The organism is Faucicola mancuniensis (assembly GCF_046523945.1).
Taxonomy (GTDB): Bacteria; Pseudomonadota; Gammaproteobacteria; order Pseudomonadales; family Moraxellaceae; genus Faucicola; species Faucicola mancuniensis.
Window position 1 is genome coordinate 1335370 of the sequence record NZ_CP171363.1, and the last position, 13306, is coordinate 1348675.

The 13306-nt window shown below is 39.8% G+C and carries 14 protein-coding genes; 7 read left to right on the forward strand and 7 right to left on the reverse strand.

All coding sequences use genetic code 11. The features are described 5' to 3' along the window. Positions 1 to 32: 32 nt before the first annotated feature. From ACGTJS_RS06560 to ACGTJS_RS06570, 3 genes are all read right to left on the reverse strand, one after another. The gene (locus ACGTJS_RS06560) at positions 33 to 1118 is read right to left on the reverse strand and encodes an FAD:protein FMN transferase (protein ID WP_410473188.1); all 1086 of its coding nucleotides are present in this window, start codon (positions 1116 to 1118) and stop codon (positions 33 to 35) included. A 40-nt stretch (positions 1119 to 1158) separates the two neighbouring features. After that, on the reverse strand, positions 1159 to 1629 hold the full coding sequence (ybaK, locus tag ACGTJS_RS06565) for a Cys-tRNA(Pro) deacylase (RefSeq protein WP_410473189.1): 471 nt from the start codon (positions 1627 to 1629) through the stop codon (positions 1159 to 1161). A 71-nt stretch (positions 1630 to 1700) separates the two neighbouring features. Then, positions 1701 to 2240 (reverse strand): c-type cytochrome, encoded by a 540-nt coding sequence (locus ACGTJS_RS06570; RefSeq protein WP_410473190.1) that lies wholly within the window; start codon positions 2238 to 2240, stop codon positions 1701 to 1703. A 332-nt stretch (positions 2241 to 2572) separates the two neighbouring features. Between ACGTJS_RS06570 and rpsU the strand changes: the two genes are divergently transcribed. Then, positions 2573 to 2788: a 30S ribosomal protein S21 gene (gene rpsU / locus ACGTJS_RS06575; RefSeq protein WP_315042029.1), complete on the forward strand. Its 216-nt coding sequence runs from the start codon at positions 2573 to 2575 to the stop codon at positions 2786 to 2788. A gap of 120 nt (positions 2789 to 2908) precedes the next feature. Next, positions 2909 to 3358, forward strand: coding sequence for a GatB/YqeY domain-containing protein (locus ACGTJS_RS06580; protein WP_410473191.1), 450 nt, complete (start codon positions 2909 to 2911; stop codon positions 3356 to 3358). A gap of 12 nt (positions 3359 to 3370) precedes the next feature. Here ACGTJS_RS06580 and ACGTJS_RS06585 read toward each other — a convergent pair whose 3' ends face one another. Both ACGTJS_RS06585 and ACGTJS_RS06590 read right to left on the reverse strand, forming a co-directional pair. Beyond that, entirely contained in the window at positions 3371 to 4213 is an 843-nt protein-coding gene (locus tag ACGTJS_RS06585; protein ID WP_410472002.1) for an integrase core domain-containing protein, read from the reverse strand. A gap of 133 nt (positions 4214 to 4346) precedes the next feature. Further along, positions 4347 to 5141 (reverse strand): inner membrane protein YpjD, encoded by a 795-nt coding sequence (locus ACGTJS_RS06590; protein ID WP_410473192.1) that lies wholly within the window; start codon positions 5139 to 5141, stop codon positions 4347 to 4349. Positions 5142 to 5406: 265 nt separating this feature from the next. Between ACGTJS_RS06590 and ffh the strand changes: the two genes are divergently transcribed. After that, positions 5407 to 6912 carry a signal recognition particle protein gene (gene ffh / locus ACGTJS_RS06595; protein ID WP_410473193.1) on the forward strand — a complete coding sequence of 502 codons (1506 nt, stop codon included), beginning with the start codon at positions 5407 to 5409 and terminating at the stop codon, positions 6910 to 6912. A gap of 138 nt (positions 6913 to 7050) precedes the next feature. On the opposite strand, the gene ACGTJS_RS06600 is transcribed toward ffh, so the two are convergent. Next, the gene (locus ACGTJS_RS06600) at positions 7051 to 8559 is read right to left on the reverse strand and encodes an OmpA family protein (RefSeq protein WP_410473194.1); all 1509 of its coding nucleotides are present in this window, start codon (positions 8557 to 8559) and stop codon (positions 7051 to 7053) included. Positions 8560 to 9005: 446 nt separating this feature from the next. On the opposite strand from ACGTJS_RS06600, the gene ACGTJS_RS06605 reads away from it, so the two are divergent. From ACGTJS_RS06605 to ACGTJS_RS06615, 3 genes are read left to right on the forward strand one after another with little or no spacing between them, the layout of a single operon-like run. Continuing rightward, positions 9006 to 9605: a rhomboid family intramembrane serine protease gene (locus ACGTJS_RS06605; protein WP_410473195.1), complete on the forward strand. Its 600-nt coding sequence runs from the start codon at positions 9006 to 9008 to the stop codon at positions 9603 to 9605. Between the two features lie 14 nt (positions 9606 to 9619). Beyond that, on the forward strand, positions 9620 to 10588 hold the full coding sequence (locus ACGTJS_RS06610) for a metallophosphoesterase (RefSeq protein WP_410473196.1): 969 nt from the start codon (positions 9620 to 9622) through the stop codon (positions 10586 to 10588). 34 nt (positions 10589 to 10622) lie between these two features. Beyond that, positions 10623 to 11537: a bestrophin family protein gene (locus ACGTJS_RS06615; protein ID WP_315043746.1), complete on the forward strand. Its 915-nt coding sequence runs from the start codon at positions 10623 to 10625 to the stop codon at positions 11535 to 11537. Between the two features lie 246 nt (positions 11538 to 11783). On the opposite strand, the gene tnpA is transcribed toward ACGTJS_RS06615, so the two are convergent. After that, positions 11784 to 12194, reverse strand: coding sequence for an IS200/IS605 family transposase (gene tnpA / locus ACGTJS_RS06620; protein WP_410473197.1), 411 nt, complete (start codon positions 12192 to 12194; stop codon positions 11784 to 11786). Positions 12195 to 12242: 48 nt separating this feature from the next. Between tnpA and ACGTJS_RS06625 the strand changes: the two genes are divergently transcribed. Further along, positions 12243 to 13301 carry an RNA-guided endonuclease InsQ/TnpB family protein gene (locus tag ACGTJS_RS06625; protein WP_410473198.1) on the forward strand — a complete coding sequence of 353 codons (1059 nt, stop codon included), beginning with the start codon at positions 12243 to 12245 and terminating at the stop codon, positions 13299 to 13301. Positions 13302 to 13306: the final 5 nt, after the last annotated feature.

The following is a 13306-nucleotide window of genomic DNA, read 5'->3' on the forward strand; positions in this document are numbered from 1 at the left end:
TTGTGTTATTTTTGCCAAACGTTTTTGTAAAATTATTTGTCCGTACCTGCTCGCAAGGCTTTCATTTTTGGCGTTTCCACAATTTGCCAATCTGCCAATTGCGTGCTGTCTTTGTTGGCTTTTTTCATGTCTTTATGCACGATAAACATTACCGCAAGGTCTTGGGCGTTCGCCATTGCCAACGCTTTTTGGTAAGGCATGGCGGTCAAAGCAGTCGCCCAAGCGTCCGCCAAAGCGGTGCTATCATGCACCACAGTTACCGATGATGCACCGTCTACCACAGGGCTTGCGGTGGTGGGGTCAATGGTGTGGCTATAACGAATATCGTTAAAAACCAATGAGTTACGATAATTTCCTGATGTCGCAAGGTTGATTTTGCCTGTTGCTGATTCCCGAATGATGGCGATGGTATTGCGATTGCTTACGCTGCTGTTAATCACAGGTTCATCAATGCCAAGTTGCCAAAATTGCCCTTTGGCGTTTTTGCCAAGCGTTGCCACTTCGCCACCGATTTCCACCATATAATTTTGGATTTTGTAGTCAGATTTTAGCACATCGGCGACCACGTCCACGCCATAACCTTTGGCAATCGCCGAAAAATCCAACGCCACACCGTCTTTATTTTTTACCAGTTGATTTTGGTTTAACACAATGCTGTCAAAATCAATCAACTGTTTGGCGGTGTCAATCTCGGCTTTTGACGGTGGCGACTGCAAACGGTCAATCCGCATTTCACTGCCAAAGCCCCAAAGTGCCACCAACGGCATAACTGTAGGGTCAAACGCCCCATTGGATGCTTGATAAACTGTTTTGGAATCTTGCAAAACCTTGATAAAATCGCTGTCAATCGTGATGGCTTGTCCTGCTTTGGCATGATTGAACTGCATAATCGTTGCCGTATCGTCATAAGTGGACATACTTTTGTTAATTTGAACCAAGCGTTCATCAATCCGCTTTTGAATGTTCGCCACATCGGCATTTTTTGGCAATTCAAAAGTGATATGATAACTTGTCCCCATCGTTTTGCCATCAATACTTTGATAATTGGGTGGTTGCTGACACGCTGTCAAACCCAACATCATTGCACCCATGCCACCCAAATACACAATTTTTTTCATTTTTTTACCTTTTTTAAAATTTTATTAAATATTTTTTAAATTATTCTTGTTTAATATCACAAAAAATCGCCCCAAGTGCCTGTGCCAAATCATCAGCACGCATTTGAATCTCAAGCCCACGTCTGCCACCGCTAAAATAAATCGTGTCAAAATCTTTTGCCGTTTCATCAATCACCGTTGGCAAGCGTTTTTTTTGCCCAAGCGGACTGACACCGCCCAACACGTAGCCAGTCGTGCGTTCTACCAGTTTTGGGTCTGCCATCACCGCTTTTTTACTGCCGATGGCTTTGGCAATTTTTTTTAAATTTAACAAATGCTCAACAGGCACGCACGCCACCGCCAATTTTTGATTATCGTCTTGCACCACAAGGGTTTTGAACACTTGTGCAGGATTTAGCCCCAGTTTTTGGGACGCTTCTAGCCCATAACTGTCGCTATTTGGGTCATGTTCATATTCATGCAATGAAAAATTTAATGTTAATTTTTTTGCCAAATTTACCGCAGGGGTCATCGTTTTTTCCTTTTGCCAAAATGCACAAAAACCAGCTCAAACGAACTGGTTTTTTGATAAAAAAGCCAAAATTAGCTACTTTTTGCAACCATATAATCAACCGCAGCTTTGACTTCATCATCAGAAGCAGCACTACCACCTTTGGCAGGCATTGCTCCTGTTTTGCCAGTGAAGCCTTCAATAGCGTGTTTATAAAGTGTGTCTTTGCCTTGTGCGATACGTGGTTTCCAGTTTTCTTTGTCGCCTGGTTTTGGTGCACCTAGCAGACCTGCATCATGACAGGCTTTACAAGTTTGACCATACAATTTTTCGCCTGCATCGCTAGCAGTTGCGGTTGCAGTTTGGGTCGCAGGTGCAGAAGCGGTTGCTGTGGCAGTTGCCGTTTCGGTTGTCGCTGTAGAAGCAGTTGCAGTTGCTGACGCTGGTGCAGGTGTGGCAACTGGAGTTGCTGGCTCTTTGGCGGCTGGAGCAGGGTTGTTGGCACGAGCGATTTCGCCTTGTTCAGCGGCGATGTCTTCGGTGGCGTGGTGGGCGGTTTCTTGTTTGCTACACGCTGTCAAGCCCATGCCCATTGCTAATACGCTTGCCATCACAAATGATAATTTTGCCATAATAATTTTCCTTTAAATATAAATGTTGGCTAATTTGGCTAAAAAAACAAAATTGCAAAATGAAAATGAATGATTGCAATTGTTGCTATATTATAAACCTAAAATCCGTTATATAAAAAGGGTTTTTGTAAAAAAATATTTAAAATATATGATTAAAAATGTTTATTTTGTATAAAAACATTGACCTAAAGGACAAAATCAGCTAGAATGTGGCTCTATTTTTATCCTAATCTGAGCTGATGTCGTGCATGGGCGTGCAAGGCTAATAACTAACTATACAGCCAGATTAATGTGTCCTTGCCCAATTATTTTATAGACTTAAGGAGTCTTAAATGCCATCAGTTAAGGTAAAAGAAAACGAACCAGTAGATATCGCAATCCGCCGTTTTAAACGTGCTTGCGAAAAAGCAGGTATTTTAGCAGATGTTCGCAAACACGAATTTTACGAAAAGCCAACCCAAGAACGTAAACGTAAAAAAGCAGCCGCGGTAAAACGTTACAAAAAGAAAGTATCTCGTGAGTCTATCCGCACCACACGTCTTTACTAATTGATCTGGTTGCTTGGCAATCTAAAAATAGTAAAACCAAAAGCCGCTTTTTTTAAGTGGCTTTTTTTATATTTTTAAAATTTTTTAACTAATTTTTAACAACATTGAAGGAATAAAAAAATGTCCAGTTTAAAAGACAACCTAAGCGAAAAAATCAAAACCGCCATGAAAGCCCGTGAATTAGAAACGGTTAAAGTCTTGCGTAATGTGCAAGCAGTGATTAAACAGATTGAAATTGACCGTCAAATTACCCTTGATGACAATGGCGTACTTGAGATTTTGCAAAAACAAACCAAACAACGCCAAGAATCGCTGGCGATTTTTACCGCCAATGGGCGTGAAGATTTGGCTCAAAAAGAGCAGTTTGAAATTGATGTGATTGGCGAATTTTTGCCACAGGCGATGAGCGAAGATGAAATCGTGGCGTTGGTAAATGCCGAAATCGCCAAACAAGGGGCGACAGGTATGCAACAGATGGGTAGCGTGATGAATGCGTTAAAAGCCCAGACGACAGGACGTGCCGACCCTGCGATTTTATCAAAATTGGTAAAACAAACATTGCAAGGCTAAATTGTAAGAACCTCAAGCGTTATTTACACTTTGTTTAAAATAAAACTCCAACCACTCATAAGGAGTAAAGGTTTGAGTTTTGCCAGTAATATCATCTTTTTTAGTTAAAGATGAATGGGGTTTAACGGTATTATAGAAATTAAGAAATCTTGTTAATTCTTGCTTTCTATGTTCACTACCTGTAAATTCACATTGTTCATGCCACATTTCCATGAGCGTACGTATTACTCGTTCTGCTTTACCATTGGTTTGTGGTTTGGCAACTTTGGTGAATTTCTGATTGATGTTGTTATTATAACAGGCTTTGACAAATTCATGGTCTTTTGTGCCTTTATATTCTGTGCCATTGTCAGAATAAATCACCTCAATCGTATAAGGGCAAGGTTTAATAACTTGTTCTGTCAGAAACTTAGCCGCACTAAAAGCTGTTTTGTCTGGCATAATACAAGCATACAGTTCACGAGAATAATCATCAATGGCAACAAACAGATATTCTCTAGGGCTGTTGCTATTTTGTCCTTTGAGCAGTGGTAGGCGTTTTGTATCTACGTGTACCATCTCACCAGGATAGGATTTATTATAACGCTTGGCTTGTTTTTTGAGTTTGTCTTGTATACTCTTTTCAACTTTAGCTAAGCGTTTAATACCAAATTTCGCTTGTTTAAAGCGATTATTGACACTGGTTTGTGGTTTTAGTAACTTCACTCTAGCAAGTTTCAATACCTTGTAGATTGTTGGTCTTGATACTTTGTATTCTTCAGCAAGTGATGTTACGCTTTGTTTGTTTTGATGATAGGCTATCCAAATAGCTTCTCTTTCAAACGGTAGCAGTCTGGTGTTTTTATGTATGTTCATTTGCAGTATTTTATCCTAAATACTGTAAATAACGCTAGGATATCTTACAGCTAAATTTGTTTACTAAATTTGTTTAAATAAAAACCAAACTTACAATTTTTTGGGTTTGGTTTTTTATTTTTTATCAATCAGCTTATTTTAAGATAATTTCTAACACAAATTTTGTTCCAATAAAGGCAATACCAAGCAAAATCACCCCATAAATCGCCATGTTGCTTGCTTTGACACCCCGCCAACCATATTTGTAATGCCCAAATAACAACGCCCCAAAAACCAGCCACGACAGCACGCTAAATACGGTTTTGTGGGCTAAATGTTGCCCCAATAAATCGGTCGTATCCATAAAACCAAGCCCAAGCGACAGCGACAACAGCACAAAGCCCACTGTTATCATATCAAACAACAGATTTTCCATTTGTTGTAAAGAAGGCAGTTTTGCGACCCAAAGACGGTTCATAGAGCGGTGTTTTAACTCACGAATTTGCAAGCGTAACATCACCGCTTGCACTGATGACATAAACAGCACCGAATACGCCCCCAACGCAATGATAATATGCCCTTGTAGCGATAGGCTCATGCCTGTCAAAGGCTGATACGGTGCATTGCCAAAAAAGCCCGTTAGCACGCCGATAATTGCCAACGGCGTTGCCAAAATGCCAAGCGGTAAAATCTCACGATACAGACAAAATCCCCAATAAAACATCATCATAAACAGCGTGGTTAAAGAAATGGTGTTAAATAAATTAAAATTTAAACCATAAATGGTAATGATTTTGGGATAAAGGGTGATGGCATGGACGACAAGACCGACCAGCAAAAAACTTAAAGTAATGCCTTTGTGAATGGGTTTTTGCCATGCCAACGCCCACGACAGATAGACCAACGTCAATCCATAACAAACCAATGATAACACGAGCAATAAAAACACAGGACTTCCCCAAATGCCAATTTTATAAAAATTTAAGAATGAAAGTAATTTTACCAAAATAATTGGTAGTTTTGTCAGTATTTTGTTAGCAGTTTTTGTCAATTTAGCATAAAATAGCGACAAGAAGACATTTTTTTGTCAAAATAGGTGAATAATGTGTTAGTTTAGCATTTTTTATTGATTTTAGCATTTTAAAAACTGATGTATTTTGTGCTAAAATGATACGATTTTAACTTTCATTGTAAATTTTTTAAAGAGTAATATTATGTTTGAAACTTTAACTGAACGCTTATCAACGAGCCTACGCAATGTCGCAGGCACAGGACAATTAACCGAAGACAACATCAAAGACACCTTGCGTGAAGTGCGTATGGCACTGTTAGAAGCGGACGTGGCATTGCCAATCGTGCGTGATTTTGTGGCACGCATTAAAGACAAGGCGTTGGGTCAAGAAGTGCTAAAAGAGCTACAACCGGGGCAAGCTTTCGTCAAAATCGTGTATGACGAGCTGACCGAAATGATGGGTAGCGAAAATCAACAGCTTGAAATGACGGGCAAACCGCCAGTGATTTATCTAATGGCAGGCTTGCAAGGGGCAGGTAAAACCACGACCACAGGTAAGCTTGCCAAATACCTACAAGACCGCCACAAGAAAAAAGTCATGCTGGTATCAGCAGATGTGTATCGCCCTGCGGCGATTAAACAGCTTGAGCAAGTTGCCGAGCAAGTTGGGGCAAGTTTTGTGGCTTCAACTGCAGATGAAAATCCGATTGACATCGCCAAACATGCCATCGCCCAAGCCCAGCTAAAATATCAAGATGTGTTGATTATTGATACCGCAGGTCGTTTGCATATTGACAACGACATGATGGAAGAAATCAAAGCCTTGACTGCCGCCGTCAATCCAGCAGAAACCTTGTTTGTCGTGGACTCAATGACAGGGCAAGACGCTGCCAACACAGCAAAAGCCTTTAATGACGCATTGCCTTTGACAGGCGTGATTTTGACAAAAACTGACGGTGATGCTCGTGGTGGTGCAGCCTTATCGGTGCGTGCGATTACAGGCAAACCGATTAAATTTTTGGGTCGTGGCGAAAAATTGGACGCACTTGAGCCATTTCACCCAGAACGTGTCGCACAGCGTATTTTGGGTATGGGCGATGTGTTGTCTTTGGTTGAAGAAGTTGAAAGCAAGATTGACCGTGAAAAAGCCGAACGTATGGCGAAAAAAATCCAAAAAGGCGGTGAGTTTGACCTTGAAGATTTATTGACCCAATTCCAACAAATGCGTAACTTGGGCGGTATGGCAGGTTTTCTTGACAAAATGCCGGGCATGAGTGGTGCGGATATTCAAAAAGCGGTACAAGAAGCCAAACCAGAAGAAAAGGTCAAAGAAATGGAAGCGTTAATCCATTCTATGACCCCATTTGAACGTCAAAACCCAGACAAAATTAACCCAAGCCGTAAACGCCGTATCGCTGATGGCTCTGGCAAAACGGTGCAAGATGTCAATGCCTTGCTAAAACAGCACAAACAAATGGCAAAAATGATGAAAATGTTGTCCGACCCATCAGGTATTAGCAAAATGATGCGTGCGGTACAAGGTTTAACCAAAGGTATGAGCGGACAAGGTGGCGGACCATTGTTTGGTGGCAATCAGCAACAACAGCCAGCCCCTGTGATGGGTGAGGCGATTGATGTGAATGCGGTGAATGCCAATATGTCCGCCCCAACATCAACGAATACACCAAAATTTAAAACCCGTTTCTAAACAAGCATTTTAAAAAATTGGTAAATAAGCATAAGAAATTGATTTTCTTGTGCTTTTTTATTGGAGTGTCTAACCCCAAAATATCCATAAAAAAATCCTGCCAAACTGACAGGATTTTTTGTATACCAAAGGCTTACATTAGTTAGTTGTACTCGCTGGTACGACAACAGTTTCAGTGTTGATAATCATTTCAGGGCCGTCAACGATGTAAACTTCTACACGGCGACCTTCTTGTTCTTTACCTTGAGCACCAACGGTATTTTTTGGTTTGATAAGTTCTAATTGAGCTTCTGGCACGCCATTGTCAATCAAGAATTTTTGAACTGCTTGAGCACGTTCTTTAGACAGTTTTTCGTTGGCAGTTGCGTTACCTGTGCTATCGGTGTAACCACTTACGCCTAGTTTTTTTCCTTGTTTAGCAGCTTCTAGGATTTCTTTGGCTTTTTCAACAGCTTGTGGTGCTACGTCTGCTTTGCCTGTGGCAAAGTAGAAGTTTAAGCGACCATTTTCAAAGTAAACTGATGGCTCAGTTGATGAAATGACAACTTCTTCAGTCGCAGGTGCAGACGCAGTCGCCATTGGCATGGCTGAATCTGCCATCACGTTGTAATCAGGTAGTAAGGCTTTGATACCGTCAATCAATTTGGTAGTTGCAGCATCATCAGGGGTTGCAACCATCACGTGATTACCGTCAAATTTTACAGAAGCTGATGGTACGCCTTTAACAAGGTTTAATACGTCAGTTAGTTTGTCAGTAGCTGGGAAGTTCACATCATAAGTTGGGTCTACATTTAGGCTAACGGCTTTTTCGGCATCAGTACCAAATACATTGGTAAATGCACCTAAGATTTTTGATTTTAAGCCTTCATCGCCAACTGTTCCCAAACCGCCCAATGTCAATGCACCGTCCGCACCTGTTGCAAATGCTAAAGTTGGTGCTAACAATGACGCAGGTGTCGCAGAAGCAACTGATGCAGGGGCAACGACCGCTTCATTGGTTTGGATACGTGGGGCTTCGTTGTCTTTGCCACAGCCTTTTAACAACATCGCTGCTAAACCACCCAAGATTAACAAAGCGATTAATGGCAATAACCATTTTGGCAAACCGCTGGTTTCTTCAGGTTTTGGTGTGGCGACAAGGTTTTCTTCAACACGAGTGTTTGCTGTATGAGCTGTTGTGTTGGTCGTTGCTTGTGCTGGGCTGATGTTCAAGGCTGTCAAAATGCCAGCTGGAATAAAGGCATACGCCCATGTTGGTAGAACGCTTGCAACTGAGCTGATGTTATTTGCCAAAAATGCAGGTAGTGGCATTGTGCCAGACAAACCACGCAATTCATTTAACACAAGTGGAGCGGCACGGCTTACCAAAGTTTGGGTTTCGTCTTCTGATACGCTGTAGTGTTTTGACAGCTCTTGTACCATGTTGCTACGGTGCAATGAATTTGGTAACAAGCGGTCAAGGAAAGTTACGTCTTCTTTCTCAATGGCGGCATCGCCAAACACGCTGTAAGATTGGTTATCTGCCAAACGTGCGATAAAAATGGCATATACTTTTTCAAGTAGTGATGTATAGTTGCCAGTGGTGTCCGTATGGTTGCCTAATAAAATAGGCGTTATGGTACGGGTTAAATGTTCAATTAAGTTCATGGAAATCCCCAACTTTGTTTCGTTAAAATGGAGGTTTTGACAGTTTGTTAAGATTTTTTAAAATCTTTGATAATAAAATGTCATAAAGTTTTGATATGTGTGCATAAATTAAACTAAATTTATATCTTTCGCAATTATAAAAAGTAACCAAAACGTAATCATTGTGTAAATTTAAGCAGTTAAAGGCAGTTTTTTGCCGATAAAAAGATATCTTTTTGCTAAAAAAGCCAAAAACTTGCCAAAAAACTCAACAAATTTTTCTGTAACTTAATGATTTTTATTGATTATTTATCAAATTTACATAAATACTAAAAAAATCCGCCCTTTTTTTGAAATTTTCGGTATATTAGGCGTTTTTAAACCCAATTTTTAACAACAGCTTTAATAACGTTTTTAACAACAGTTTTTACAAAATTTTTAAGCAATTTGACAAAGTGTAGATGATTATGATGACATTGATAATTATAGCGGTAACGGTGGCGGTGAGCTTGTTGGCGTGGCAGTCGCCAAAGTTGATGGACAGGCTGATTTTTTATCCACCAGCCATCAAAAAAGGACAGGTGGACAGATTTTTGACGCACGGTTTTATTCACAAAGATGGTTTTCATCTGTTTTTTAATATGATTACCTTGTTTTCGTTTGGACAAGGTATGCAAAAGTTTTATAATCAAAAATTGGGCGTGATTGGCTTTTTGTTGTTTTATTTGCTTGCGATTGTGGTGTCGTCCATTCCTGATTATGTCAAATACAAAAATAACCGCAATTTTGCGTCCTTGGGTGCGTCAGGCGGTGTGTCTGCGGTGATTTTTGCGTTTGTGTTATTTCAGCCTTGGAGTATTTTGTGGTTCTTTTTTATTCCCATGCCTGCGATTTTGTTTGCGATTTTGTATACAGGTTATGTGATTTATTTGGACGGTAAAAATCAGTTTAATATCAATCATACCGCCCATTTGGTCGGTGGTATTGTCGGTATGTTGGTTACAATCGTGATTGAGCCAAGCATTGTGCCACATTTTTTCAATGCGTTAATGCACCCAAAATTTTAAACTTAGGTTTTTACATGATTTACGACATTATTGGTGATATTCACGGACAGGCGGATAAACTTATCGGCTTGTTAAACAAACTCGGTTATCAAGACAACGGCAAATTTTTTCAAGCACCGCCCAATCACAAGGCGATTTTTATCGGTGATTTTGTGGATAGGGGTGCAAAACAATTAGATACGCTAAACATTGTGTTTAATATGCTTGATAATTCTCAAGCCCTAGCCGTCATGGGTAATCATGAATACAATGCGTTGGCGTTTGCCACACTTGATAAACGAGAAAATAATCAAGAACATTTAGCATATTTACGCAAGCATAATGACGTGCATACCAAGCAACATCAAGAATTTTTGGACGAAGTGGGTTTTGGTTCGGATTTGCACAAATTTTGGTTAAAACGTCTGTATGAATTACCGTTGTGGCTTGAGCTTGATAATGCGTGTTTTGTTCATGCGTGCTGGGACGAAAAGTCTATGAGTGTGTTAAAACCGCTTTTAACCGATAAAAACCAAATGACCGAACATGGGCTACAACTTACGTCTTATAAGGGGACGGACGAGTACAATGCATTAGAACGTGTGTTAAAAGGCGTGGAAGTGCCATTGCCTGATGGCGTGCATTTTTTTGATAAAGAGCAAAACAAACGCCACAATGTGCGTGTGGAATGGTGGCTCAAAAACTTAAGTCATCAGCCGATTCATCAGATTGCAAGGGCGAGCAAGTCAGATTTGGTGAGCATTCCGATGGATGCTATGAGCGGTATAGTGGATTTTGCGTTTCGTCATCATAAGCCAATTTTTATTGGGCATTATTGGTTAAACGGTACGCCAATGATATTGGCAGAAAGTTCGGACGATACGGCAGGCGTGGTGTGCGTGGATTATTCGGCAGGGCGAGATGGGTTTCTGACGGCTTATCAGTTTGATACCGAAAATCCTATGCTATCTAATGACAATTTTGTGCAATTTGAGCATTTTTGACATATTTTGAGAACATGACAAAAAGTGATAAAAAATGATTAAAAGATCGATTGAGCCAATTAAACTTTTGTTTATCATGCAAGGCTCGTATTTTAAACGCCTAATCATTCCGCAGACGATAATGTTTATTTTCTCGTCAGCGATTTACTATTACCAAACGCATATTGCCGAAAATCCCATTCCGCTTAATCCGTCTATTTTTGCCTTGCTTGGCGTGTCGTTGGCGATTTTCCACGGCTTTTGTAATAACGCTGCTTATGATAGATTCTGGGAAGGGCGAAAACTTTGGGGCAGTTTGGTTTGGCAAACTCGCAACATCGCACGCCAAGTATTAAATTTGCCAAATGTTGAATTCGCCGACAAACAAGCCTTTATCCGCCTAGTGATGACGCATATGCACTGTTTACGCCATCAACTGCGTGATGAAGACAATCAAGAAACGCTAAAAAGACTGCTTGATAAAAATCAACAATCGCAACTTTTTGGCAAGCCATTTACTGCGTTGCTTTTAACGCAAAAAATGGGTGAGATGGCAAGTGTTTGGCAAAAAAACAACCAAATCAATGATTTACAATGGCAAAGCATAGACAATAGTATCGGGCAAATCGCCCAAATTCAAGCAGGGTGCGAACGCATTTATAATACGCCTGTGCCGTTTGCGTATTTTGTGCTACTGCATCGGACGGTGTATTTGTACTGTTTTATGTTGCCGTTTGGGCTTGGTAATACGATTGGCTGGGTTACGCCGATTGTGGTGGCGTTTATTGGTTATTGTTTTATGGCGTTAAATGAGATTGTTGATGAGATTAGTCAGCCGTTTGGTTTGTCAGAAAATCATTTGCCACTGTGTATGATGTGTGATACGATTGAAACGCAGTTGTCAATGTTAAGTGAGCAAAAGTTTGACAAAGACATTCGCCCAAATACGGCAAAATATGTGGTGAATTGAGAAAATAATGCAAAATCAAACCGTTTCATTAAAACCATTTATCACTTGTCTAATTATCAGTTACCTATTATCAATGGCGTTGTTAATGTGGCTAGACCATCTTGGTTTAGATAATTTTGGGGTAATTGAAGCCGTATTATACAGTTCATTTATTACCAATTTTTATCCTCCATTGCCGTAAAACCACCGACTTCAGGCGATGGATATAAGGCAACTTAAGCAATCATGCTTACGCATGGACGTTGTTTAGTGCGGTGTATTTTGCTGTCCAATGTACTGGCGGACAATCTCAATTGGAGCACCGCCACAACTACCTGCAAAATAACTAGGCGACCACAACGCACCACCCCATAACTGCTCTTTGATGGACGGATACCCTTTCTTACGGAGTAATCGACTAGACACGCCTTTCAAGCTATTCACCAAACTAGAAATAGCCACTTTAGGCGGATAAACCACCAATAAATGCACATGGTCGCATTCACCATCGAACTCAACTAGTTCAGCCTCAAACTTTGAACAAACTTCTTCAAAGATAACCTGCATATCATCTAAAATCTCTTTAGTGAATACTTTTCTGCGGTATTTAGCCACAAAGACCAAATGCACATGAAGATTGTAAACAACGTGCCTACCACGTCTTAAATCGTTTGACATATAATTAGACCAAGTGTAAAATAGAAAAATCCAATTATACTTAAACCCATGAAAACACTCAAGTTCCGTATAAAAGACAAACACGCTAAAGTACTGACCAAATTAGCTAAGCAAGTTAATTTCGTATGGAACTACGTTAATGACTTGAGTTACAAGTATTTAAAACAAAAAAACAAATTCCTATCCGCTTACGATATAGCCCCATATACCAAAGGCACATCAAAAGAATGTGATTTACATAGTCAAACCGTACAAGCCATTACAGAAGAATATGTATTACGCAGAAAACAATTTAAAAAAACAAAATTACAATGGCGAGTATCTAATCCTAAATCAAGCCGTAAAAGTTTAGGTTGGATTCCCTTTAAAAAAGTCGCAATAAAATATAGTGATGGTTGGATAAGTTATGGCAAACACATTTTTAAACTATGGGATAGTTACAGATTATCAAAATATCAAGTAAAAACAGGTTGTTTTGTCCAAGATAGCCGTAATCATTGGTATGTGTGTATAGTCATTGAAACAGAAAAAATCCAAACTAAAAGCACAAAATCCATCGGTATTGATTTAGGACTAAAAGATTTAGCAACTTGTTCAGACGGAACAAAAATCACTAACCCAAAATACTATAAACAATACCAACAAAAATTGGCAAAGGCACAACGAGCCAATAAGAAAAAACAAGTTCGTAAACTTCATGCAAAAATTGCAAACAGTCGAAAAGACTATTTACATAAAGCAAGTAGTGAACTTATCAAAAACAATGCAATGATAATCATCGGCAACTTAAATGCTAGTAAACTTGTTAAAACAAAAATGGCGAAGTCTGTTTTAGACACAAGTTTTAGTGCATTTAAAACTATGCTTCGGTACAAAAGCGAGAACGCAGGAGTATGGTTAGAAGAAGTTGATGAAAAATATACCACCCAAATGTGTTCGTGTTGTTTGAAAATTTCAGACAATAGTCCGAAAGGCAGAGCAGATTTAGGAATAAGAGAATGGCAATGTATGGAATGTGGTACATTTCATGATAGAGATATAAACTCAGCATTGAATATTCTCCGTATCGGACGTGATACGCTCGCAGGAGGAATCCCCTCACTTTAGGGAGG

Bases quoted from the DNA above. Each gene is read 5' to 3' on its own strand.
- ybaK (WP_410473189.1), bottom strand. From the start codon at position 1,629: ATGACCCCTGCGGTAAATTTGGCAAAAAAATTAACATTAAATTTTTCA.
- tnpA (WP_410473197.1), bottom strand. From the start codon at position 12,194: ATGTCAAACGATTTAAGACGTGGTAGGCACGTTGTTTACAATCTTCAT.
- ACGTJS_RS06605 (WP_410473195.1), top strand. From the start codon at position 9,006: ATGATGACATTGATAATTATAGCGGTAACGGTGGCGGTGAGCTTGTTG.
- ACGTJS_RS06600 (WP_410473194.1), bottom strand. From the start codon at position 8,559: ATGAACTTAATTGAACATTTAACCCGTACCATAACGCCTATTTTATTA.
- ACGTJS_RS06610 (WP_410473196.1), top strand. From the start codon at position 9,620: ATGATTTACGACATTATTGGTGATATTCACGGACAGGCGGATAAACTT.
- ffh (WP_410473193.1), top strand. From the start codon at position 5,407: ATGTTTGAAACTTTAACTGAACGCTTATCAACGAGCCTACGCAATGTC.
- ACGTJS_RS06560 (WP_410473188.1), bottom strand. From the start codon at position 1,118: ATGAAAAAAATTGTGTATTTGGGTGGCATGGGTGCAATGATGTTGGGT.
- ACGTJS_RS06580 (WP_410473191.1), top strand. From the start codon at position 2,909: ATGTCCAGTTTAAAAGACAACCTAAGCGAAAAAATCAAAACCGCCATG.
- ACGTJS_RS06625 (WP_410473198.1), top strand. From the start codon at position 12,243: ATGAAAACACTCAAGTTCCGTATAAAAGACAAACACGCTAAAGTACTG.
- ACGTJS_RS06615 (WP_315043746.1), top strand. From the start codon at position 10,623: ATGATTAAAAGATCGATTGAGCCAATTAAACTTTTGTTTATCATGCAA.
- rpsU (WP_315042029.1), top strand. From the start codon at position 2,573: ATGCCATCAGTTAAGGTAAAAGAAAACGAACCAGTAGATATCGCAATC.
- ACGTJS_RS06585 (WP_410472002.1), bottom strand. From the start codon at position 4,213: ATGAACATACATAAAAACACCAGACTGCTACCGTTTGAAAGAGAAGCT.
- ACGTJS_RS06570 (WP_410473190.1), bottom strand. From the start codon at position 2,240: ATGGCAAAATTATCATTTGTGATGGCAAGCGTATTAGCAATGGGCATG.